General features: G+C 25.8%; 27 protein-coding genes. 5 read left to right on the top strand and 22 right to left on the bottom strand.

The features are described from left to right. The first annotated feature begins 104 nt into the window (after positions 1-104). Positions 105-593 carry a Holliday junction resolvase RecU gene (locus SCORR_RS04115; RefSeq protein WP_094049426.1) on the top strand — a complete coding sequence of 163 codons (489 nt, stop codon included), beginning with the start codon at positions 105-107 and terminating at the stop codon, positions 591-593. On the opposite strand, the gene SCORR_RS04120 is transcribed toward SCORR_RS04115, so the two are convergent. Genes SCORR_RS04120 through SCORR_RS04145 form a run of 6 tightly spaced genes read right to left on the bottom strand, consistent with a single transcriptional unit; the run spans position 568 to position 5,173 of the window. Next, on the bottom strand, positions 568-1,119 hold the full coding sequence (locus tag SCORR_RS04120; RefSeq protein WP_094049428.1) for a DnaD family protein: 552 nt from the start codon (positions 1,117-1,119) through the stop codon (positions 568-570). The two genes, SCORR_RS04115 and SCORR_RS04120, sit on opposite strands and share 26 nt — an antisense overlap. Before the next feature lie 51 nt (positions 1,120-1,170). After that, the gene (locus SCORR_RS04125) at positions 1,171-1,446 is read right to left on the bottom strand and encodes an HU family DNA-binding protein (protein WP_094049430.1); all 276 of its coding nucleotides are present in this window, start codon (positions 1,444-1,446) and stop codon (positions 1,171-1,173) included. 23 nt (positions 1,447-1,469) lie between these two features. Beyond that, entirely contained in the window at positions 1,470-2,477 is a 1,008-nt protein-coding gene (locus SCORR_RS04130) for an NAD(P)H-dependent glycerol-3-phosphate dehydrogenase (RefSeq protein ID WP_094049432.1), read from the bottom strand. Next, positions 2,478-3,794, bottom strand: a complete 1,317-nt coding sequence (gene der / locus SCORR_RS04135) for a ribosome biogenesis GTPase Der (RefSeq protein WP_094049434.1) — start codon at positions 3,792-3,794, stop codon at positions 2,478-2,480. A 12-nt stretch (positions 3,795-3,806) separates the two neighbouring features. Further along, complete coding sequence (gene cmk, locus SCORR_RS04140; protein ID WP_094049436.1) at positions 3,807-4,472, bottom strand: (d)CMP kinase; 666 nt, start codon at positions 4,470-4,472, stop codon at positions 3,807-3,809. A gap of 8 nt (positions 4,473-4,480) precedes the next feature. Then, the gene (locus SCORR_RS04145) at positions 4,481-5,173 is read right to left on the bottom strand and encodes a hypothetical protein (RefSeq protein WP_094049438.1); all 693 of its coding nucleotides are present in this window, start codon (positions 5,171-5,173) and stop codon (positions 4,481-4,483) included. Between the two features lie 89 nt (positions 5,174-5,262). Between SCORR_RS04145 and SCORR_RS04150 the strand changes: the two genes are divergently transcribed. Continuing rightward, positions 5,263-5,442: a ferredoxin gene (locus SCORR_RS04150; RefSeq protein ID WP_094049440.1), complete on the top strand. Its 180-nt coding sequence runs from the start codon at positions 5,263-5,265 to the stop codon at positions 5,440-5,442. A gap of 359 nt (positions 5,443-5,801) precedes the next feature. Here SCORR_RS04150 and SCORR_RS04155 read toward each other — a convergent pair whose 3' ends face one another. The 3 genes from SCORR_RS04155 to SCORR_RS04165 all read right to left on the bottom strand — a co-directional run bounded on the left by SCORR_RS04155 (position 5,802) and on the right by SCORR_RS04165 (position 8,533). After that, complete coding sequence (locus SCORR_RS04155) at positions 5,802-6,830, bottom strand: rod shape-determining protein (RefSeq protein ID WP_094049442.1); 1,029 nt, start codon at positions 6,828-6,830, stop codon at positions 5,802-5,804. Between the two features lie 54 nt (positions 6,831-6,884). After that, positions 6,885-7,760, bottom strand: coding sequence for an ECF transporter S component (locus SCORR_RS04160; RefSeq protein WP_094049444.1), 876 nt, complete (start codon positions 7,758-7,760; stop codon positions 6,885-6,887). A gap of 65 nt (positions 7,761-7,825) precedes the next feature. Beyond that, positions 7,826-8,533 carry a hypothetical protein gene (locus SCORR_RS04165; protein WP_094049446.1) on the bottom strand — a complete coding sequence of 236 codons (708 nt, stop codon included), beginning with the start codon at positions 8,531-8,533 and terminating at the stop codon, positions 7,826-7,828. A gap of 59 nt (positions 8,534-8,592) precedes the next feature. Here SCORR_RS04165 and SCORR_RS04170 point away from each other — a divergent pair, with 59 nt between their 5' ends. Beyond that, entirely contained in the window at positions 8,593-9,156 is a 564-nt protein-coding gene (locus SCORR_RS04170; protein ID WP_094049448.1) for an inorganic diphosphatase, read from the top strand. Between the two features lie 45 nt (positions 9,157-9,201). On the opposite strand, the gene SCORR_RS04175 is transcribed toward SCORR_RS04170, so the two are convergent. Next, complete coding sequence (locus SCORR_RS04175; protein WP_094049450.1) at positions 9,202-9,999, bottom strand: hypothetical protein; 798 nt, start codon at positions 9,997-9,999, stop codon at positions 9,202-9,204. A gap of 16 nt (positions 10,000-10,015) precedes the next feature. After that, positions 10,016-11,035: a fructose-bisphosphatase class II gene (locus SCORR_RS04180; RefSeq protein WP_157705394.1), complete on the bottom strand. Its 1,020-nt coding sequence runs from the start codon at positions 11,033-11,035 to the stop codon at positions 10,016-10,018. A 124-nt stretch (positions 11,036-11,159) separates the two neighbouring features. Between SCORR_RS04180 and SCORR_RS04185 the strand changes: the two genes are divergently transcribed. Further along, on the top strand, positions 11,160-13,067 hold the full coding sequence (locus SCORR_RS04185) for a M13 family metallopeptidase (protein ID WP_094049454.1): 1,908 nt from the start codon (positions 11,160-11,162) through the stop codon (positions 13,065-13,067). Between the two features lie 27 nt (positions 13,068-13,094). Here the strand turns inward: SCORR_RS04185 and SCORR_RS04190 are convergent, their stop codons facing one another. From SCORR_RS04190 to SCORR_RS04210, 5 genes are read right to left on the bottom strand one after another with little or no spacing between them, the layout of a single operon-like run. Further along, the gene (locus SCORR_RS04190) at positions 13,095-13,814 is read right to left on the bottom strand and encodes a YebC/PmpR family DNA-binding transcriptional regulator (RefSeq protein WP_094049456.1); all 720 of its coding nucleotides are present in this window, start codon (positions 13,812-13,814) and stop codon (positions 13,095-13,097) included. Between the two features lie 8 nt (positions 13,815-13,822). After that, positions 13,823-14,575 (bottom strand): pseudouridine synthase, encoded by a 753-nt coding sequence (locus SCORR_RS04195; RefSeq protein ID WP_094049458.1) that lies wholly within the window; start codon positions 14,573-14,575, stop codon positions 13,823-13,825. After that, entirely contained in the window at positions 14,562-15,131 is a 570-nt protein-coding gene (scpB, locus tag SCORR_RS04200) for an SMC-Scp complex subunit ScpB (RefSeq protein WP_094049460.1), read from the bottom strand. The genes SCORR_RS04195 and scpB overlap by 14 nt, the downstream gene beginning before the upstream one ends. Positions 15,132-15,141: 10 nt before the next feature. Then, positions 15,142-15,882 (bottom strand): segregation and condensation protein A, encoded by a 741-nt coding sequence (locus SCORR_RS04205; protein WP_094049462.1) that lies wholly within the window; start codon positions 15,880-15,882, stop codon positions 15,142-15,144. Between the two features lie 9 nt (positions 15,883-15,891). Then, the gene (locus SCORR_RS04210) at positions 15,892-16,731 is read right to left on the bottom strand and encodes a hypothetical protein (protein ID WP_094049464.1); all 840 of its coding nucleotides are present in this window, start codon (positions 16,729-16,731) and stop codon (positions 15,892-15,894) included. 115 nt (positions 16,732-16,846) lie between these two features. Between SCORR_RS04210 and ispG the strand changes: the two genes are divergently transcribed. Beyond that, positions 16,847-17,932 carry a flavodoxin-dependent (E)-4-hydroxy-3-methylbut-2-enyl-diphosphate synthase gene (ispG, locus tag SCORR_RS04215; RefSeq protein WP_094049466.1) on the top strand — a complete coding sequence of 362 codons (1,086 nt, stop codon included), beginning with the start codon at positions 16,847-16,849 and terminating at the stop codon, positions 17,930-17,932. Positions 17,933-17,943: 11 nt separating this feature from the next. Here ispG and SCORR_RS04220 read toward each other — a convergent pair whose 3' ends face one another. The 6 genes from SCORR_RS04220 to SCORR_RS04245 form a co-directional block, all read right to left on the bottom strand. Beyond that, positions 17,944-18,768, bottom strand: a complete 825-nt coding sequence (locus SCORR_RS04220) for an aldose epimerase family protein (RefSeq protein WP_094049468.1) — start codon at positions 18,766-18,768, stop codon at positions 17,944-17,946. Positions 18,769-18,793: 25 nt separating this feature from the next. Continuing rightward, complete coding sequence (locus tag SCORR_RS04225) at positions 18,794-20,263, bottom strand: MFS cation transporter (protein WP_094049470.1); 1,470 nt, start codon at positions 20,261-20,263, stop codon at positions 18,794-18,796. 63 nt (positions 20,264-20,326) lie between these two features. Next, positions 20,327-21,970 carry a hypothetical protein gene (locus SCORR_RS04230; protein WP_094049472.1) on the bottom strand — a complete coding sequence of 548 codons (1,644 nt, stop codon included), beginning with the start codon at positions 21,968-21,970 and terminating at the stop codon, positions 20,327-20,329. A gap of 94 nt (positions 21,971-22,064) precedes the next feature. Then, positions 22,065-22,613 carry a ribosome recycling factor gene (gene frr, locus SCORR_RS04235; RefSeq protein ID WP_094049473.1) on the bottom strand — a complete coding sequence of 183 codons (549 nt, stop codon included), beginning with the start codon at positions 22,611-22,613 and terminating at the stop codon, positions 22,065-22,067. Between the two features lie 11 nt (positions 22,614-22,624). Continuing rightward, complete coding sequence (gene pyrH / locus SCORR_RS04240; RefSeq protein WP_094049475.1) at positions 22,625-23,338, bottom strand: UMP kinase; 714 nt, start codon at positions 23,336-23,338, stop codon at positions 22,625-22,627. A gap of 51 nt (positions 23,339-23,389) precedes the next feature. Then, complete coding sequence (locus SCORR_RS04245) at positions 23,390-24,376, bottom strand: energy-coupled thiamine transporter ThiT (protein ID WP_094049477.1); 987 nt, start codon at positions 24,374-24,376, stop codon at positions 23,390-23,392. Position 24,377 lies beyond the last annotated feature (1 nt).

Consider the following 24,377-nt stretch of genomic DNA (forward strand, 5'->3'; position numbering starts at 1 on the left):
ACGAAAGAAATTTGAAACTTGTTTTAATAAATAAAATAAATTTTTAAATGTAATAAGACTCTCAATTAAAAGTTTTTTAAGTCGATATTTAATAGGAGGTTAATATGATTTTAAAAAATAAAGGTATGTTTTTAGAAGTGTTAATAAATAACTCTATAAAAAAGATTAATCAAGATAACTTAGCGTTTATTTTGAAAATGCCAATTGATTCAAATATAATTTCCTATGACTCTAATATAATTAAATCAAGTCTTAAAATTAATAACTTTTGTGATTATGTAGGTATTTTTAATGGTATATATATTGAATTTGAGGCTAAAGAGACAGAAAAAAAATACTTTCCTTTACAAAATATTAAACCCAATCAGGTAAAGAAACTAAATAAAATTAACGAACATAAAGGAATCTCGTTTGTATTAATTTATTTTCATATTTTTAATGAAATCTTTTTAATGCCTTCTATTCACATTAAGGAGTTTAAAGTAAAAAAAATACCATACGAGTATTTTTGTAGTAATTATCAAAAAATTAACTTTGAAAATGGCTTTATAGATTTAATAAGTATAATTAATCATTTAATCAGTTATACATAGTTATTTTTACTGATGAATTTTTAGCCTTACTGTCAAGTAACTTAAATAGTTCATCTAATGTTTCTACATTAGAACTATCTATTATGCTTGCAATTTTTGCAATTGATAAACCAGACGTTGAATATTCTTCTAATTTAGTTATATCAGTGTCTTTTAGTTTATAATTAAGTTTATTTTCAATTATCTTATAGTTTTCTTTATTCTTTGTTTTAGTATATTCATCTTCAATTTTTACAAGTAGTTTATTAAATAAGGGTGATAAGTCTAAAATTGTTTTCTTAGACTTAATAACAATTTTTATATTACTATTTTTTAATAAGTTAGATATTTCTTGTTCAATTTTATCACTAGTTAATGTCATGTAATTTGATAATTGTATTGGTGTGAAGTTTTTTTGCTCTTCTGTAGAAAGTTCCATTATTAGCAACAATATAGAAAGTTGGTTTTCATTTATACCTACTTTTTTGTAGTTTAATATTAGAAGAGTTTTTTTATTAATTAATCCATCTTTAAATAATTTATTCATTTTTCATAAAAAAAATTAAAAGTTACCTAAGCAACCTTTAATATTGTAAAACTATTTAGCAACTGCATCTTTCAATTGTTTAGCTGCTTTAAACTTAGCAACAGTTGTAGCTGCTATTTTAATTTTTTCACCAGTTGCTGGATTAACACCTTCACGAGCTGCTCTATCACTTGTTAAGAATTTACCAAATCCTGCGATTTGTACTTCCTCTTTACTTGTTAAAGCTTTTGTTATCTCATCAAATACATAACTAACCATTTTTTCTGCATCTGCTTTAGAAGTGCTAAAATTCACTGATAATTTTTCTGATAATTCTTTTTTTGTCATAGTAATTCTACCCCTTATTGTATCTATACTACCGTAGCAAACTTAAAGAAACTGTTAATAAGATTACTAGGGTTAAGATTATTGTATAGTATTTTATACATTATTTCAAACAATGGTGTATCAATTTTATACTTTTCCATTAACTTAAATGCTACTTTTGCAGAGGCTACCCCTTCTACTGTTTTTTTATGATATTTTAAGGCAGTCGCAGCACTATTGTTTTCAGCGATTGCCATTCCTAAAGAAAAATTTCTTGATTTAAAAGAAGAGCAAGTTAGGATCAAATCTCCTAAAGTTGCAAAATTCATAAATGTAGTCATTTCTGCTCCAAACACTTTAGCGAACTTATATATTTCTGCATTTCCAATAGTTATAAGCGAAGCTCTGGCATTATCAGAAGCACTATATCCTTGTAATATACCACTAGCAATAGCAATAACATTTTTTAATGCCGCTGAGACTTCACAACCAGCAATATCAGTAGTGCTTTTAACTATGAAATATTCATTACTAAATAAATTAGCTATGAAATCTGCAAATACTTTATCTTTACTACATGACATTATGCAAGTAGGTTTTCTTAAAATAACTTCAATAGCAACAGAAGGTCCATACAAAGCACCAAAATTTTTCATTACATTTTTATTTTCTAATTTTTTAATAATTTTATTACTTAATAGATCTAAATTCTCCTCATCAAGACCTTTAGCAATATTTATAATAGACATCTTACGCTTGCCATATTTTAATATATTATCTAATGCACTATCTAATGCAAATGTAGGTACACTTAAGATTACAACTTCTGCTTTTTCAATTGCAACAGGAAAGTCGTTGGTTGCTTTAATATTTTCATTAATAATTAGATCTCTAAAAAATGCTGAATTTATATGGTTATCATTTATATCATTCACTTGACTATTTTCAATACCGTGCATAATTACATTATGTCCGTTATCAGTTAATACATTAGCTAATACTGTACCATAAGCACCTGTACCAATAATGGTAATATTTTTACTTGATTGCATTTAATTTCTCCTATCTCTAAAAATTATTTTAATTGGAACTCCGGAAAAATCAAAATGTTGCCTAATTTGATTTTCCAAAAACCTTTTATATGAAAAATGAGCATATGATGGATCATTTACAAATAATACAAATGTTGGTATATATGCCTCTACCTGGGATGAATAATATATTCTTAATCTTCCTCCATTGTGACTTGGGGACGGGTTAATTAACTGTGCCTTATTAAATATTTCATTTAGGACACTAGTTTTAATTCTTTTTTTAAGGTTTTGATTAACATTTTCAATTATGTCAAAAACTTTATTAACTCTTATTTTTTCCGTAGCTGAAATAAACAAAATTTTAGCATAACTTAGATATTTAAAATAAGATCTTATTTCCTCTTCTTTTTTATTCATTGAATTAGAATCTTTTTTTTGAACTAAGTCTCATTTATTTGCAATTATAATAATAGGTTTGCTCTCCTGGAATGCAAAACCACCAATGTTAGAATCATGATCAGTAATTGGAAGACTAATATCAAGCATTAATAATACAACGTCAGATTTATTTATACTTGTAATTGATCTTATGTAACTATACTTTTCTAAATTTTCATAAATTTTACCTTTTTTTCTTAACCCAGCAGTATCTATAATAAGAAACTTTTTATTATTTACTAATATTGAACTATCAACTGCATCTATTGTTGTACCAGGTATATCTGAAACAATCATTCTTTTTTCACCTAATAATGAATTTACAAAGCTTGACTTACCGACATTAGGCTTACCTACCACAGATACTTTTATGCTCTCGTCTTCTTTAATATCATCAGAGTTAGGAAGGTTTTGAGTTATCCTATCAAGTAAATCACCAACTCCGATACCATGAGTTGATGAAACTAAAACTGGCTCACCAAGTCCTAATGACAAATATTCATAAGAGTTATTAAAATCATCTTTCTTATCATATTTATTAATTACTAAAATAATAGGTTTGTTAGTTTTATAAAGTATTTTAAGAACAGCATTGTCTTCAGGGCATATTCCATCTTTATAATTTAAGACAAATAAAATAAGATCCGCTTCTTTAATTGCAATTTCAGCTTGCATTTTTATTTCCTTTGCAAACTTTGTATCTTGTAGTGTAATACCTCCAGTATCAATTAATATAAATGGTACCGTTAATCACTCAGCATCACCATATAATCTATCTCTTGTAACACCTGGAACATCTTCAACAATTGATTTTTTCTCTTTTATTATTCTATTAAAAAGTGTAGATTTGCCAACGTTAGGTCTACCAACAATTGCTACTATTCCTTTTTTTTTCATAAATGAACCTCTTTATTCTATCGATTTAACTTTTTCTATAACTTTTTCAACAGCTTCATTTATTGTTAAAAAACTTGTATCAAATACTCAAGCGCTGTCAGCAACTTTTAAAGCACCGATAGATCTATTTTTATCATTTTCATCTCTTTTATAAATACTATTGTAAATTTCTTCATAGTTATTTGGAATAATATTGTTTTGGTTGTTTTGTTCAAACCTTCTTTTAGCTCTTGCCTCAATTGAGCAATCAAAATATATCTTTAAATCAGCATTTGGTAAAACAACTGTTGTAATATCTCTTCCAACCATTATAATACTTTTATTAAATGCTATTTTTCTTTGACTATTAACCATAAATTCTCTTACTTTAATATTATTTGCTACATACTTAATGTTTTTAACCACATCGTACGAAGTTAATAACTTATCATAATTTTCACCATTAATTATTGGTTCACTTGAATCATTTAATTCAAAATTAAAGCTATGCAATAAACCTTCCATTATGTCAGAGTTTTTAAAATCAATATTATTTTTTAGACAAAACAATGTAAATGCCCTATACATTAGACCAGTATCAAAGAAAGTAATATTTAACTTTTCTGATACTAATTTCATAATTGTACTTTTACCACTACCTGCAGTACCATCTACTGCTACTCTAATCATTTTCTTCATTAATACCTCTAAAAATCTATAAATATAGGAATAACTATTGACAATATCATTACAAAAAAAACCAAAAGTATTAAAGGCAATACTCATTTAATTTTTGTACTCTTTATTTTAGGATTATACGCTTTTAAAAGTTTATTTTGGTATACTTCAACTTTACCTTGCACTTCTACAAGCATTGTATTTGTAGATCTTTTATCCTGTGATCTCATTTGATGAACGGTTGTCATTGAAATATTATTTGGTAACTGTGTTTTATTTAGTTGCTTATTTTTCAATTTTTCAATGCTTCTTTGAAAAATTTGTTGATTTCTTCCAATGTTTTCATAATACAACTTATACTTTTCATTTCTTAATATAATTTTTTGTTCATCTTTGTTTTTATTAAGAGGCACTTCACTTTTTGATATATTATTATCATTTATTTTTTTTAATTCAGCTATTTCTCTTTTTAAGTCATATTTTATTTCATCAGATATAAAATTAGATGTTTTATCTTTATCTAAATAAGGTTTTTCAAACTGATGTTTTTTATCAAAATAATCCAGTTTTTCTTTAAAAAAATTAAGGTCAATTTCTTTTAATCTTTCAAAAGTAGAATTTATTATTGATTTATCGTTTTGTAGCTGTTTATTATAAATAATATCTTTTTTTACTTTATCGTGCAACTCCTTGTTGCGCGTCATTCTTGACTGATTTGCCATTAAACACCTCTATGCTCTTATTATTATAAATTAAATGACTTAATAATTAAAATTATTGTAATATATTACTATATTAAAGGAGAAATATTATGAAAAAAACTTGAATAGATAAAGATTTATGTATTGGTTGTATGGCTTGCGTTGAAATAGATGAAAGCGAAACTCTTTTCATGGATGAAGATGGTCTGGCAGAGGCAAAAGAAAATAATCTTGAATTAAAAGAGTGCCAAATGGTTTGTCCTACAAGCGCAGTCAAAATAAAAGAATAGATAAAATATATAATTTTGCTTATAAACGAACATAATGATTTAAAATATCATTTTACATCATTTTTATTAATTAAATATTATTTTAATCATGAAATAATAGAATTTTTAATGTGGTCTTTTTTAAAAGACTTTTTTTAATTCTCCACTTTACTTAATTACCTTACAATGTTCTTATAAAGATTTATTATAATAATAAAAATATAAAACCACTTTTTTAATTATTTTAATCTTGTTCAAATATAATTATAATTAAAAAAACCAGTAATTTTATTACTGGTATAATTAGATTTTCTATTTTTTATATATTTAGTTAGCACGATACAAATTAAATAAAATAATGAATTTATTTTCTTAGAATATTAGAAAGTGCTTTCATTTCTAAATTTTTGTTCTTTTAGCATGTCATATACTTCACTTTCAAATTTTCGAGTTCCATTTATAACTGCCATCAGTGGGTTTTCTGCAATTTTACATGGTAATTGTAATGTGTCTGCAAAATACTTATCGATTCCTTTTATTAAAGCTGTCCCTCCACATAATACGATACCATTTCTAAATATATCTCCAGCTAATTCTGGTGGTGTTTCTTCTAAAACTTGTACTACTAAATCAATGATTTTTGATAAAGGAATTTTCAATACCTCTCTCATCTCTTGTGGTGTGACTTCAATTTCTCTTGGTAAACCTGAAACTACATCACGTCCATATAGCTTTATTGATCTTTCGTCAGGGTATTTTGATAAAGAACCGATTTTAATTTTTGCTTGTTCAGCTGATTTAATTCCTATTTCAAGACCATACTGAGCCTTTACAAATTTTAATACTTCTTCATTTAATAAATTACCTGCTATTTTTATAGATTTTGAAAGAACGATTTCACCAGCTGATAACACAGCAGCATCCGAAGTTCCTCCGCCCATATCAACTACTAAGTGTCCTGAAGGTGCATCGACTCTTACACCACCACCGATTGCAGCCATTTTAACTTCCTCTTCTACAAAAACATCCGCTGCTCCTAAATTAAGTGCAATTTTTTTCAATGCGCTTTTTTCAAGTTCAGTCACAACAGATGGGCATGCCATTAATATAACTGAGTTTTTTAAATACTTTTCAATTCTTAATTTTTTAAAAATATAGTTTAACTGTGCCTGTGTTGCTTTTGCATCAGTTATAACCCCATTGACCATCGGTCTAATTATTCTAAGGTTTTTATTTGCTTTACCTATCATTTTATAGGCTTCGTTTCCAACAGCTACAATTCTATTTTCTGGAATTTTATATGCAACAATTGAAGGTTCATTATAAATAACACCTTGTCCAGAGATATAAACTAATGTATAAGCTGTTCCTAAATCTAAAGAAACATAAATTGGTTTTTTACTTGCCATGTTTTTCCTCGCTCTTATAATATACAAATAGATTTTATCAAATAAAAGCAAGAATTATTTAAATATATGGTTAATTTTTTTCATTTGTGGTTCTAAAACACCAAATAGTGAATAACAAATTGTAAATCTAGCAACTTCTATACCTAAAATTATAAATGTGTAAACTCATAACTTATTTGAGAAAACTCCTCAATCAACATGATCGTGGTCATGATCTTCTGTTTCATGAAATTTTTGTATTATACTAAATAAATTATTTTCTTCATGATGATGTTCTTCTAATGTACTTGAGTTTAAATATATTACCAATACATTAATCATTGTAAATATAACAACCACAACAGGTATAAATGCAACAATTGGCATTCATCTTTTAAATATATCTTTTTTATTATTTGGGTCTTTGTGAGTATATGAATTTTTAAATATGAAATAATAAAATAATCACAATACCCATATTACCAAGAAGTATCCAAATGAATCAACCATAGTTGAAAGTGGGTTGTGAATTGCACCTCCACCGTGAATAAGCATATGTATTCATGGAACTATAAATCCAATCAAACTACTAAATACTGGCCCTAAACTACCTATTGATAAGGTAATTACTAATATATCTAAAAACCTTGTTGGTAAAATAACCCCATCGATTGGGATAATTAGGTGTTCAATGTACATATCTAATGAAGTAGCAGCAATTGCTATAGCTAATATCATACCTGATAAAGTTAGTCTAAAAGTTAAATTTCGCTTTGATGTATAAATACTTGTTTTTCAGTTAAAATCTTCCTCTTTAACATCATCGTGATTTCCAAACATATCAAAATGATGTTCATCATGATAATGATCTTTTTTATTGTCTTTATCATTATGTTCTGAAACAATGTGTTCAGAATTATCTTTATTATCTTTTGAATTATTATTTTCCATTAATATTTCCTCCTAGAAAATATTATAAACTAAATTATAAAAATTATAAATATTAATTATAAAAATTATAATTTAGGTACAATTTTTTCTAATACCTCTTGAATAGAAACATAAATTATAAAATTAATACTATATTTTAATAAATTAAAACCAAATATTATAGAACCATATAAAGGCCAGTTTAAATTTAAGCTCTCCAAAAATTTACTTGCAGACTCATAATAACCAAGAAAATAAATATACATTGGTAATAGAAACAAGAAATTTAATACCACGTTTATTAATCCTACTGAAATAATAGTAATTATAATGGATAGACTTGGTAATAGATATTTATAAACTTTTTTATCAAACTTTATTATTCTTGTAAAAATATGATGAAAGCAAATATATAATCATAAAGCTAATAAATCTGAAATATTCAAACTGATAAGTCCAACAAAATCTATATCTAATCACCCAAATCTTAATCAAGTACCAATAAAAACAATTAACGAAGCATAGAATGAGTTAATTAATCTTCAACATAGTATATAAGTTATAAAACTTAACTCAATTTTAAGAAATCCTAAAAAAGCAATTTTTGTAAATATTAAAAAACATATAAATGATAAAATAACATTTATCGCTAATAAAAGCGATAAATGCGTAATTTTTTTTGTTGAAAGCTTAAAGTACTCAAGTCTCATTGACTTTAACTTTTTTATTTTTAAGTCTAAATCCTCATCACTTAGGTTATCAAATAAGTTATTTTTTTTATTCCCATTTTTCATAAATAACCCTCTTTTCTATAATAATAATATAAAATAAATTTGTATTAAAGGAGCAAAAAATGAAAAAAAATATTATTAATGTAATTATTGAAAATCCTAAAGGAAGTACAAATAAATTTGAATATGATGTTCTAACAAAAAGCATTACATTAGATAGAGTGCTTTATGGTGCTAATTTCTACCCTGGTGAATATGGATTTATAGATGAAACACTTGATTGAGATGGTGACCCACTTGATGTTATATCACTTGCAACATACCCTACTTTTCCAGGGGTTCAAGTAAGAGTAAGAATCTTAGGTTCAATTAGGATGATTGACAACGGAGAAATTGATACTAAACTGTTTGGTGTATTTAATGATGATCCAAGATTCAATGGATATGAAACACTAAAAGATGTTCCACAACATTTGAAAGACGAAATAGAAAATTTCTTTCTTCAATATAAGGCATTACAAAATAAAGAAGTTAAGATCAATGGTTGAGGAGATATTGATGAAGCGTTAAAAGAGGTAGAAGAATGTAAAGAAAGATATTTAGAATACAAGGATAGATATCTTCAACCAGGTGGAAGAGAAGAAATTTTAAAAGAATGAAAAGAAAAAGGTCTTGGTCAAGGTTAAAAAAACATTTATTAGGTTACAAGTGTAACTAAATAAATGTTTTTTTTATAAAAATGTAAATGGTCCTAAAAACTTCATATTTGATGTTTTACTATTAAACCTAAATATTTTAAGGTTTATTCTTTGAATATTGTTCGAATATACTCTTGCTGCAGAAATATCATGTTTATAACTTGTGCAATATTGATCAACAAACGCTATAATTTCTATTTCAAACTTTGCCTCTAGTATACTTTTTAATCTATTTACATAAAATATATTAATTAATAATACTAAAAATGAAGTGATACAGATTATCTGAATAATTGGATATGATATTAAAAAGTTCATAATTGGATTAGCAATTAGATCAACTGGGTTTGTAAATATAAAATAGTTTATTAAATATAACAAGAAACTAAGAAATACAAATAAATAATATATAATAGAAAGAAATAATGGCATAATTACCGAGATAAAGTTAAACTTCTTTATATACTTATCTTTCTGATATAATTTTACATTGTATCAAATACTTGCAATAATATAATCAAGTTCATAACCAACACTTGGCATAAATCATTTTGGTATTTGTATAGTTTTTTGTCTTTTATTTAACATTTGATAAATTCTTTGATAACTATCTTTATTTGCATATTCAATATTTAAATCTGTTGCTTTTAAATAGGTTTTTAAATTCTGAATGATTTCTTCAATTTTACTTGTAGATATATTAGAATCTGGTGAATTAATTTCCATTATTTGATATCTCGAGTATAGAAAAGTATAAATTAATTTCAAAGAAAAAATACAAATTAAAGATGAGACTATTGCAACTAATAAAATTTTGTCTAAATCTGTCAAAATAATACCTCTTTTTCTAACGCTTATACTTATCAAACAAAAACTTAATATCTGGTTTTAAACCATTTACTTTATTAACATCATAAATTGAGTTAAAGTTTCTCACAATTCCATGAGATGCCATAAATGCATTTACAAAAAACTTACCTTTTTTGTATGTAATTGGTTTCAAGCTTCCACCAGCTGTTAAACCAGCTGCAAAGAATCTTGTTCTGTCATCGCTAACAAGATCTCTATCATTTAGTATAGTGCTTGTATCTATTTTATGTTTTGACATTCAAGCTTTTTCTTTAAGCATTCTTGAATCTGTCTCTTTTTCATTTCTTCATATTTCATTATAATGAACTAACTTACATTGCATTCTGCAACCTGATGCGATTGCAAGCGATGCCATAAGACATCCTTCAGGTGCACCGCCAATTCCATATACAAAATCAGCTTCACCATTAACAACATCAATTGCTGCTAATACATCTCCATCTTTTATTAATCTTACAATAACACCCATATTGCTTAAACTCTTTATTATTTCATCATGACGCGGTTTATCTAATACTATACATTTTAAATCTTTTCTCATTTCCTGTTCTTGCATTTTTAAAACATTTTCTAATATGCCTTCTTCTAGATTAACTAAATCATTATATTTATCTTTTACAAACAACTTTTCCATATACATTTCAGGCATTTGTAGCATTGTGTTTTCTTTGGAAATAGCAATTGTTGATATGCTTCCAGCAAAGTTAAATGCAGCAGGATTTGTACCTTCTATTGGATCAACTGAGACATCATAAAAAGGACAATCAACATTTGAGATATCACCTAGTAATTGGTTAACATACAACATTGGTGCATTATCTAACTCACCTTCACCGTTCACAATTTTTAATTTAAATCCTTTTTCATTTTTTAACATTACTTCAAAGGCTTCTACGGCAGCTAAATCAACTAAATTCTTGTCTTTACTTCCTATATATTTATAAGACGCTATTGCAGCCACTTCTACTGTTCTAAGTAAAATAATATCCTTATTCAAAATTTTTCCCCCTATGACCAAACTTATTATAACAATAAAAAACTAGCATAGTTTTTTATTGTTAGTATAAAAATTTTACATACAAAAAAACTATATAATATATTTATTGAAAGGAAATATTAATATGAAAGATAAAAAAAGAATTCAAGATAATTTTTTTAATGCAATGAATCAGGATTGAGTAGAAAAAACTGAATTACCTAGTGGATATCCATCTTGAGGTAGTTTTGAAATACTTAGAAAAAAATCAATTGATGACATTAGAGATTTAATCTTGGAATTAAAAAATAAAGATAAGAATTCTCTTAATGTAGAACAGAAGAAAATAGTAGCCTTATTTAATAATTATTTAAATTGAGAAGAAAGAAACAAACAAGGACTAAAACCTATAATGGGGATGATTGAATTCATTGATACCCTTAAAGATAAAAAAGAATTCACAAATTTTATAATAGATTTTTATCAAAAGTTTCAAACTAGTTTTTTATTTGGTTTTGGAATGGATTCAGATTTTAAAGATAGTAATCTAAGAGCATTGTTTATTTCTACAATGAGTTTAGGAATGTCAGATAGGGACTTTTATGAAGAAAGTCACCCTAGACACACAGAAATAAAAGAAGCATATAAGAAATACGTTAATGATCTTGTGTTAGAGTCTAAAATTAAATTTAAATCAAATAATTTATTTGATTTAATATACTCTTTTGAAGATAAATTAGCAAAATCGATGCTTAAAAAAGAAGAGTTAAGATCTCCCGAAAATATTTATAACGTTGTTACTTTAGAAGACTTGAAATCATATTGTAAATTTATAGACTGAAAGGATTACTTTGATAAAACAGGTTATTCAAAAGCAAGCATTATTATTTTAACTCAACCTAAATACATTAAAAAACTTTCAGATATATTAGAATCTATTAATTTAGAAGATTTAAAAGATATTATGAAGTTTGACTTATTGAGTGCTTATAGTGGATTAACATCTGAAAATTTCTATAAAATAGCATTTAATTTCAGTTCTGTATTCTCGGGTGTAAAAGAAATGAAACCTGAGATTGAAAGAGCTGTAGAGTTTACAAATGGTAAATTAGGGGAAATGCTTGGTAAAGAATATGTAAAAAAACATTTTTCTGAAGAAGCAAAAAAAGACGTTTATGATATGGTAAAAAAACTTATAAATGTGTATGAAAAAAGAATTAATGATTTAGATTGAATGAGTGAAACAACAAAAATAAAAGCTGTAGAGAAATTAAAAGGTTTCACAATCAAAATTGGTTATCCAGATAAGTTTGAAACTTATGAAGAAGTAGAAATAAGAGATTATAACGAAGGTGGAAGTTTATATGAAAATATAAATAATATCGTAAAGTATCTGATAAAAAAAGAATTGAACGAAATTAACATGCCAGTTGATAAAAATAAATGATATATGTATCCACAAACAGTAAATGCTTATTACAATCCAAGCTCAAATGAAATTTGTTTCCCAGCAGCAATACTTCAATCACCATTTTATGACATCAATGAACCACGAGCTAAAAATTTAGGTGGTATAGGTGCTGTAATAGGTCATGAAGTAAGTCATGGTTTTGATGACGAAGGAAGTAAATTTGATAAAGACGGTAACTTTAACAACTGATGAACACCAGATGACTATAAAGAATATAACAAAAGAACACAAGCCCTTGTTGAACAATATAATCAATATGATGTTAATGGTTCACACGTAAATGGTAAATTAACTTTAGGAGAAAATATTGGTGATCTAAGTGGGGTAGCAGCTGCTTTAGATATTTGTAAAGAAGAATGTCCAGGAGACATTAAACTCTTTTTTGAGAACTATGCAATTATTTGAAGAAGAAAATCTACAGATGAATTAAAAAATACTAGATTACTTATTGATCCTCACTCTCCTGAGGAGTTTAGATGTAACGGGGTACTTGTAAATATAAATGAATTCCATGAAATATTTGGAACACAACCAGGTGATGGTATGTACAAAGAAGAGAAAGATAGAATTAAAGTATGATAAAAAAAATGAAGTTTAACTTCATTTTTTTTAAGCATTTTCAACATTATGATATACATTTTGAACATCTTCTAATTCATTTAATTTATCAACAAGTTTATTAAATTTTTCAAGTATTTCAATATCATCAATTGTTATATATTCATTAGCTATCATTGTAGTTTCAGCAATTTTGTATTCCTTAATATTAAGTTTATCTAATGCTTTTTTTACTGAATTAAACGAATTTAGTGGTGCATTAACTATTATCATCCCATCTTCTTCAACTACATCATTAACTTCACAATCTTCATTTATTAAAGATTCAAGAATAAATTCAATGTTGTGTTCATTAAAACCAAAAATGCTTGAAGAAGTAAATGAATGTGACACTGAACCACTTGTTGCAATTTTACCACCATTTTTATTAAACACTTCTCTAATATCTGCAATTGCTCTATTTACATTATTTGTTAAAGAATCGACAATTATCATTGAATTACCTGGTCCATATCCTTCATATCTATTTGATAAATAATTATCTGTTGAATTACCCTCAGCTTTTTTTATTGCACGTTGTATTACATCAGCTGGTACTTGTTTAGATTTCGCTTTATCTACCGCACTCCTTAATGCTAGGTTAGATTCGATATCCTTAGACCCATTTTTTGCCGCCATATAAATTTCCTTTGAACATCTACCATATAAAGCAGACTTCATTGCTGCAGTCTTTTCCATACTTTGTTTTCTTACTTCGTGTGCTCTTCCCATTTTACTCCTTAATTAGCTTTATTTTGCTTTACCGATTTATAAATACCATAAAACTTTTTAATTTCATGCGCTTTTAAAACTCTATATTGACCTACTTCTAATTCATCAAGTGTTAAAAACTCAATTCTGGTTCTTTTTAACTTTTTCAAATATATATCAGCTGCTATTAACATTTTTTTTACATGGTGTTTTCTTCCCTCTGTAATTGTTAGTTCAACAACAGATTCATCATATTCCTTATCATAATCACATAATCTTGCCTCGATAGCCTTAGTTTTGTAATTATCATCAATTATTACACCTTTAACCAACTGGGTTACTTGATCTTTATGAACCTTACCTTTACACAATGCCTGATACGTTTTTTGGAACTCGTATCTAGGGTGCATTACAAAGTTTGCAAATTCTCCATCATTAGTCATAATAATCGCACCACTAACATCATAATCTAGTCTACCCACTGGATATACACGTGCTTTAACATTTTTAAAAAAATCTGCGACTGTTTTCCTGTTTTCTTTATCAACCATAGTTGTTAAAACTAATCTTGGTTTATTAAATAAGTAATAATGTTTTTCGCTAATAATTGATACAGGTCTATCATTAATTGTAATATTGACATTTGTATCAAATTTACTACCCAACTCATTTACAATTTTACCATTAACTTTAACTTGGTTGTTTGTAATTAATTCTTCTGCTTTTCTTCTTGAGCAATAACCCCTTGAAGCTATAATTTTTTGTAATCTATCTTGTATCATTATATCCCCTATTGAATATTTCTTTTTCTGAGTTATTATTATCTCTTAATTTTGGTAATTCTTCAAGACTATTTAAACTAAAATACTTTAAAAATTCGGTGGTAACTTTGTACATCATCGGTTTACCAACATCATTAGATTTACCAGCTTCACATATTAGATTCCTTAACCTTAACTTATAAAATATATGATCACAATTTACTCCCCTAATATTTTCCACCTCCGCTTTAGTAGTGGGACCTTTATATGCAATTATCGATAGAACTTCGATGCTTGCAGATGATAATTTAGCTTCTGTTTTTAAATTTGCTAGTTTTAAATAATAATCTGAATTTACTTTTTTTGTAGTCATTCTAAACTTGTCTTTAGCAAACTTTTGTATCTCTAAACCTGACTCCTCATCTTTTTTATATTTCTCAATTAAGTGCTTTATAAGATTTTCACTAACATTATTGGTTATATCTAGGAATTCTGAAATATCATCTAGTGAAATTCCCTCATCACCATTAATGAAAAGTAAGCCTTCAATTAATGACACTTGTTTACTTTTATCCATTATTACTCCTTTATATTAATACTTCAATACTTATTTTTTCACCTGTTTGTGATAATGTGATTAAGTGTTTAGATGCTAAGTCTAAAATAGACAAGAAAGTCGCAACTAACATTTTTAAACTAAATTCTTTTATATGAATCAATTCTTCTAAATCAATTGATTTAATTTTATTATCCTCAAAATACTCTAAAATATCTTTTGATAATTCTTCTGGAGATATCTCTGTTGTTGTTAGTGTGTTTACTTCAAAATTTTTAAACTTGTTTTTTTCAATTGCTTTTAAAAATATTTTAGAAAAACTATCAATATTAATGTTATTTTTTGCTAATGGTAATTCATCATCATCTATTTTAGTAACTTTAATAATTGATTTTTTCTTGCTAAATGATTTTAAATATTCTTCCTGTTTACTTTTGAAAAACCCAGTAACTTCTTTAATTTTATGGTATTCTATTAGCCTATTAATCAAATCTTCTCTTTCTGAATCTTCTATATTTTCATCAAACTCATTATTTTCTTTAGGAATTAATATCTTCGACTTTAATTCAATTAAATATGCAGCCATAACTAAGTATTCACTTGCGACTTCTATATTTAATACTTTTAAACCCCTAATATAATCAATATACTGATTAGAAAGTGTTAATAAATTAACCTCAAGTATGTTTAGTTCTTTTTCTTTTATCATATGTAATAATAGGTCCAAAGGACCATTAAAATTATCTAATTCAATTAAAGTTCATTTTTCCATAATTACCTTTTAGCTATTTCTTAATTTATCAAGAGTTTTACTCAAATTTTCATCATTTTTTAAATGTTTATCTAACGCAAGTACGATTCTACCTATAATAATAAACAATAAATTTATTGATAAAGATATATTGTAATTAAAATTAGGGTCTGCAAAATCATGTTCTAATAAATTTCTTAACCTTCTAATAAAATGTCATGCTCTTGAGTATGTAATAAGATCAATTACATTTGTTAATTTTTCAAAGTCCTCTGGACTGTTTGATAAAAAAGAAATATCTTTTAGAAAGTCATTAAAAAATTTTAAAGACGTATCTGGGTTTTGTTTAGTTTTTTCTAAATATTTACATTTTAGGTGATTTGCAATATATGTAAGTTTATCAAAAATTGTGTATAAGTATTTAAAAGTTTCATTTTGTTGGTGGAATTCATCAGTGGTAATTCCATATAAAGTATTAAAATTCATCAGTGATTCCATTTTATATGTTTTTTTTATGAAATATCTAACAATGCTCCTTATTTCAACGAATACTTTATGATTAAATACACCATCTTCAGAAAATATTAAAAGTTCAAGTGCATTTTTTGAGTATTTTATATAATTTGAAACATCTTCAACTGTTAAATCAATATTAGTTTCATTTTTAAAATTTATATCTAAATACCTTGAACTATTTTCACAATATTTAACCAACTTCTCAATTATAGCCTCGTTCATGAAAAATGTTTCATCAATGTAATTTTGAATAATATCTGAATATGCCTTTAGTTCAGATAATCCTTTATACTCTTTATTTTTAATTAACTTGCAAATATGTGCAACATCCCTAAGAGTTATTTTATTAGCCACTATGTTCACCCCTATAAAGTAATTATACATAAAAAAAGAGATTACTAAAAATATATTGATATGCACTTACTTTTTTATATATAATATTTATTGAATAATTGATTGGAAGTTAAATATGATTAACAGAAAAAATACAAGAAAAGTTATTGTTGGCAATGTTGAGATCGGAGGAAATAAGGAAGTTGTTATTCAGTCAATGACAACAACCAAAACCCATGATGTTGAGGAAACTCTAAAACAAATAAAGGTTTTACATAAAGAAGGTTGTCAAATTGTTAGAGTAGCTGTACTGGGTATTGATGATGCGAATGCATTAAACGAACTAGTTAAGTTATCACCAATACCAATAGTTGCAGATATTCATTTTAATTATAAATTTGCATTATTGGCAGCCGATGCTGGATGTGCAAAGATAAGAATTAACCCAGGGAATATTGGAAATAGAGAGAATACTGTTGCTGTTGTAGAAAAATGTAAAGAAAAGAAAATACCAATTAGAATTGGTATTAATTCTGGAAGTTTGCCAAAGAATATGGTATTAAAATATGGCTGAACACCAAAAGCTATGATTGAATCATTGAGAACTCATATAGAAATTTTGGAAGAACTTGGTTTTTATGACATAATATACTCTCTAAAAGCTACTGACCCTCTCATGGCAATAGAGGCCTATGAAATGGCAAGCGAAATTTGAAACTATCCTTCACATTTAGGAATAACAGAAGCTGGAAGTCTATTGAATGGAACTATTAAATCAAGTTTTGGTCTAGGTTATCTTTTATATAGAGGAATTGGTAGTACTATAAGAATTAGTCTTAGCGAGGACCCAGTAGAAGAAATAAAAGTAGCTAAAAGACTTTTAAACTCAATGGGTCTGTACGAAAATATGGTTGAAGTAATTGCTTGTCCAACATGTGGTAGACTTGAGTTTGAACTTAACAAGGTTGTTAAAGAAGTTGAAACTTATGTAGAAGAATTACGCTTTCCACTAAAGATAGCCATACTTGGTTGTGTAGTCAATGGGCCAGGAGAATCAGCACAAGCAGACATTGGAATTGCAGGAGGAAACAAAGGTGGAATTATCTTTAAAAAAGGTGTTATCTTTAAAAGTGTAAAACAAGAAGAATTACTACCAGAGTTAAAATTATTAATAATGGAATACTATAATGAATGACTAAATAAAAAAAATAACGAGCTTTAAATAGCTCGTTTTTAGTCAAACTTAATTGAAAATTTATGAATCTTATTTTTACCAGGTTCTAATATAATTACTTGTTTTTTTTCGCTAATTTCACTATGATTTTGATTTGCATAGTCCGGCATTCCAAATCAAGGTTCAACACAAACATACTTTGCATTTTCATTAATTGACCAAAATAAAAAAATAGGATATTTTGGATAATGTATTTTGTATGAAATGTTTGACCTTCTTATTGATACACTATTCGATTTCGAAAAAGCAAGATACGGTTTTGAGTTACTAAAATCTAATTCTCCGTAACTAAATGATTTTATTTTTTTTGTATCGCTTTCTTCAAACATTAACCCATCACTAAATTCATATATAAATTCTTCTTCTTTATTAAGAGTAATTGTATCACCTTTATCAAAAATAAAAGCTGGATGATGACCAAAACTATAATACATTTTTTTTAAATCTATATTTTTTATATTTATATCTAGATAAACTTTTTTCTTTGTAAGTCTAATCTTTATAGTTATTTTATATTTAAAAGGGAATAATTTATTAGGTTTGTCAAAAACTGACTCTAATAAACAAGAACTCTCTTTTTTTTGAATTATTTTTCAATTCTTTATATCATTAAAAAATCCGTGTCTAATAATATCAAGTTCTTTACCTTCGTATGTTAACTTAGATTTTAAATTACCACACACAGGAAACATAATAGGTCAAGTTTTTTTTCAATCTCCATCCTTTTGATATAATACTTCATTATTTTTATACTTTATACTTTGAATCTCAAATGGATTAATTTGAAAATCTAAAGAAAGTTCTTTATTTATTAGCTTATTCATCTTTATAACCTTTCATTATAATTTCTTATACTTCTATTTTTGTTTTAGCTTTTTCTAATATTCTTTTCTTTAATAAGTTTTTTAAATTTCTTGTAGCATTCCTATAACTTGTATAATCAGCAAACATCGAATTATTTCTAAAGTAAAATATTAATATACAAATTAATATTAACATACAAGAAAAAGACATAATTAGTGTCGTTGCCACGTCAAATTCTTTTAATAAAGTTGAATTTACAACAAGCAAGGTTTCTAAATCACTTATTTTGTTTACATTATGAAATACACCCTTGTTATAAAACCCAACTATTTTTTCTGTTGATTCAATAAGAAATTTTGCACCGAAAAATGAAGTTCCAAAAAAACCTGTAACTGGGTTTTTGGGTGATCTATAGTTTCACATTATACACAAAGAAAATAATGAGAATAAAATTTGATTCATTAGTATTCCGGTAAAAATATTTGTGAATGTATATACATAAGGATTCGTGGTAAAAGCTAAAATAGTATACATACCAAATATAAGAAATAATGATGTAAATATTAAATACTTTTGCCCTAAATATTTTAGAACAAATTTATAGATAAAGTAAGAAACAATTATAGATGGCACTGTATAAAGGAAGTTAAAAGCTCGCAAAAAAGAAAATACTTGATTGTAATCTAATTGGTAATCCCTAAGGTTGAGTCCTATAAACAACTTTACAATCATTGAATTATTTAATGAGCTTGTAATAGATAATAAAAAAACAATCAAATAAATCATAAAAAAATTAAGATTATTTTTTTTCGGTAATAGATCTATAACCTCTTTATCAAATACACCTGCAAGATTCCTAGACTCTTTGATAAATAATGATGTAAAAATAAATAAACATAAAATAATAAACATTGAAATTCCTAAAATTGAATAATTAAATGTTTTTCCAATTACTATTGTATTTAATTCTTCCAAATATAAACCAAGTGTAGTGCCAAATGTAATAAAACTAAATACAATTCAAGTAGCAGGCAAAACATAAATTCTGTAATAATACTGTTCATTATAAAATAAAAAATAAATAGTTGATGAAGCAATGCAAATAGATAACATAAATGACATAAATATAAAGTAATAGATATTAGTTTTTTCTCCTACTATAGTTAGAATAAGGACCATTGTAAAAATTATTGCATATGATACCTTGAGTCATGATGTTCTATTTCTAATAATACCAGTGATAAAAGTTGCAAATGGTTTTAGAAATATCAAGAATAATGAAGTCCCAAAAATTATAAGAAATATAAACTCTGATTTTTCTACTTCAAGTGTTGTTGGTAATGTATTAAAGGTTTTATTTGAAAGATATCCAACTATCATTCAAAAGAAAATGATACTTGTTAGGAATAATACTTGCCTTTTTTTTATTTTTTCTTTTAAAACAATAAAAATAAGCGTAAATATACACATAGCAAATAATATTGGTAACATTATTATTAAATCTCAATTTTTCATTGTAACCTCAACTACAATATATTCTATTACAAATTAAAATTATATTTTAAAAAAACAAAAAGTTTAGTGGGATACTTTTTTTGCACTGTTTGAATTACTGCTCATTCGTCTAGGATTTGTATCATCATATTTTTTAAATTTAGTTTTTATTTTTTTAATGTCATTATGCACTTTTATTAAATAAGTGCTAGTTTCTGCGTTAAACTCTTGAATTGAATCAATAATTTTAAGTTTGCTTTCTAACATATAATTTTGATAAGCAACTTTTTTATATTGAATTTTCATTCCATACACTAAATATGATAATAAATAAACTAAAAATACTAAAAATAATAACGGGCAAAGAGTAACTAATAAGTAGTCTGCTATTATTAAACCATCAAATGTAAATAGCTTAAAATAACTCATTGAAATTATTGAACTTTCTAAATATAAATACACAAATTTTACAATTAAAATTACAACAGGACTAATTATAGTAAATACAAAAAGTAATATTAGTCAAATAGACATAATATTAAATTTTTTATATATACTAGACTCCTTTAAAACAGCTCTATTAAAGTTGCTACCAAGTCCGTATATTGTATTAGTTTCATTAATATCTTTCTTATTAAGTTCGTCTAAGATATTTTCTTGCTTAATTAGCATGGCATTTAGTTTGTGTGTATCTAAACTCCCTGTTTCAGTTTTATCATCAACTAAATTTTTTAAATTGGGATCAGTATATTTTAATGTATTAACGCTTGCTCCACTGTTTATTTCGTTATTTTCTTCATCTATCTTATTATTTAACAAAGATTTATCTATGGTTATATAGTTTTCATCTTCGCCTTGATTTTGCTTCTTGCTATCATTTATAATTTGTTCTAAATCACTTAAATTATAGTCACCATGCAAAACAAAACTATGATTATTATCATTATTAGATACTAATTTATTATAATTTTGATTATTGGTGATTGTATCAATTTTGTTGGTTTCACCTAAACTTTGATTATTGTAATCGATTTGTTCTTTATCAATATTTAATACCTTATCGTTATAGTTATTATTTTCTTTTTCATTCTGAATAAAGTTATTTTTAGCAAAACTTTCTAAATTATCTCTATTAGTACTTTGAGAATCAATTGAATTATCATATCCCCTTATACTTTCTTCGTTAACTTGATTTCTATAATATTCACTAGTTTTGAGGCTAGAAAATGTTTGATCGACTAAGTTATTAGAGCTAATAATGCTTTGAGTTTCATCAAATGGTTTTCTTCTAGGTTTAAATAATGGTTGTGTCTTTTCTTTTAAAAAGCTTTCTACAATTTTATTTCCATTTAAATTATAATTTTCTAGTTCTTTGTTTTTTAAATATCTATCTTCTTTCATGCCATTAAGACCTTGAGAATTAATATCATCAATAGAAATTGTGTTTTCCATTGAGAGATCAAACAAATCCTCATCGGTATTTCTATACGATTTAAAATCAAACAATGAGTCAATATACTCAGTATCACCTTGTGATGGGTTATTATTATTCTTGTTTACTACAATTGATTTAACCATTTTAGAGTCAACAGTAATAACTTCTTGAGTAATTAAATCTTTTAGACGTAAAAAAGTTAATTGTCTATCAGTTAATTGCTTATCAATCACTTCAACAATTAAATAATTCTTTTTATTATAATTTACAATTACCCCTTGTTTAAAACCCATTTTAACCTCTTTATATAAGTATATAACATAGGTGTGCTAATTTTATAAATTTAGGAAATATTATAATAAATAAAAAAATATTTTTACAAATATTTTATACAGTCATTAAATCTTTTTCTTTTTGTTTAGCAACTTCATCTAATGATGAAATAAATTTATCTGTCAACTTTTGAACTTGATTTTCAAAATCATTTTTTAAATCTTCTGAGATAGAGCTATCTTTTTTTGCTTTATCAATTGAGTCTCTTCTTATATTTCTAACTCTTACTTTAAAAGTTTCCAATTCTTTATTCATTTTTTTTACTAAATCTCTTCTTATTTCTTCAGTTAATGCAGGAATATTAATTCTAATTAAATCTGCTTCTACTAATGGATTTAACCCTAAATCAGCTTTGTTGATTCCTGCAGCAACGTTATTAACTTGACTTCTATCATAGGGTTTCACCACTAACTGTTGTGGTTCTGGTGCTGATATTTGTGATGTTTGATTTATTGGTGTTGGGTTACCATAAAAATCTACCATAACTCCATTTAATAAGTTTGCATTTGCACGTCCAGTTCTAATCTTACTAATGTATGATTTGAAGCTATCTACAACTTCGTTCATTTCTTTACTTGATTTATCTAAAAATTCTTTATTCATTTTATTCTCCTTTATTTAATCACTGTACATTCTATATTACCGTGAGCTATTTTTATAATATTATCTTTACCTTTTATATCAAATACAACTATTTCAAGCTGCCCATCTCTTGATAATGTTGCTGCAGTGGAATCCATTACTTGTAAATTTTTTGTTACTAAATCATCGTGAGTTAATGACTTATAAAAATATGCATCATTATGGCTATTAGGATCTTTGTCATAGACACCTTTTGTTCCATATTTTGCCATTAGTAAAGCATCAGCTTTTATTTCTATCGCTCGAATTGAAGCACCTGTATCAGTTGTAAAATAACTATAACCAGTTCCACCTGCAAATAAAACAACATATCCCTCTTGAAGTTTTTCTCTTGCATTTCTATAGTTATAAGAACTTGTTACAGTTTTTATTTCTAAAGACGAGTATACTTTTACTTTATCAAAATTTAATTTTCTTAATGTAGCCTCAAATGCAAGTGCATTCATTATTGTTGCTAACATTCCCATGTAATCTGCTTCAATTCTATATAATTCAAGCGTTCCTGCTAATTTTCCTCTTCAGATATTGCCACCACCAATTACTACTCCAATTTGTAGTCCTTCCTTAGTAAGTGTAATAATTTGTTTTGCTAAATCTTCTAGTTTATCTTTATCATAAATATCATTTTTACCTTTTAATGCTTCACCTGAAATTTTTAATAATACTCTTTTATACTTTAATGCCATATCTACCTCGCTAGAAACATTATAACAAATTTTACTATAATGAAATTATAATTATTCATCTGATGTTATAGTTGTAAAATATTTAACTCTTATAAAGTCTAGCGAAGTACAAATTGATGGTAACAAAATAATAATGGTAACAAAATCGACAACTGTTGCAAAACTATTATATATAAAAGAGTAAGCAACTGTACTATTTCATCTAAATTCATATGTAATTTCTTCTATTGGTCTTTCAACTGGATTTAATCAAAATATAATTCCGCTTATTACTCTTGAAAAGTACAATATGATTATTGGTATAATAATAAAATTAAATCAACTGAAAGCTCTAACCACCTTATTACTTTTTTTTACACTTGGTTTAAAAAAGCAAGATGTTGCAATTAAAGTTGCTGGTAATCAGTAATCAAAAAAGAATTGAAAAAAAGTAAGTTTAACAGTACCTGGGTTAACTAGTGTCACAAAAGCACACATCATACACAAGATTAGACTTTTTGTGAATGAAAGTAAATAACAACCAAAAAAGAGAACTAAATATTTAATAGATATTTGAATAAAAAATGGAAATGGTGGTATGAAACCAGTTGTAATAATATCAATTATAATGAATAATGCTAATAAAATTGAAATTGTGGATATATCCATTATTGATATTCTTGGTTTCGTTCAATATACCTTATTAAACTTGATTCTTTGTAAAAAATATATAAATACTTCAAAATTAAGTGCGACTAAAGAACCAAATAAATTAATTTTAGTATCATTATTGTTATAAATGTAATTTAATAATGAATTAATTATTAAAATTAGGTATATAGTTATTAGTAAAAAAAATATTAATATTATAGTAAACCTCTTGGTTCAATCCATACTTTCTTGATACACAGTGTTATTTTCATAAATATCAATTTTAGCATCTAATAAATTTATTACTAAAAAAATTATTCCAACTAATAATAAACTAAATCTTAAAGTACTAAAAATAGTAGTAAATCAGAAAAGTTTATTAGTTTTTACATTCAATTTATTTTCCATG

Origin of the sequence: Spiroplasma corruscae, from assembly GCF_002237575.1 — a bacterium.
Classification (GTDB): Bacteria; Bacillota_I; Bacilli_A; order Mycoplasmatales; family Mycoplasmataceae; genus Spiroplasma_A; species Spiroplasma_A corruscae.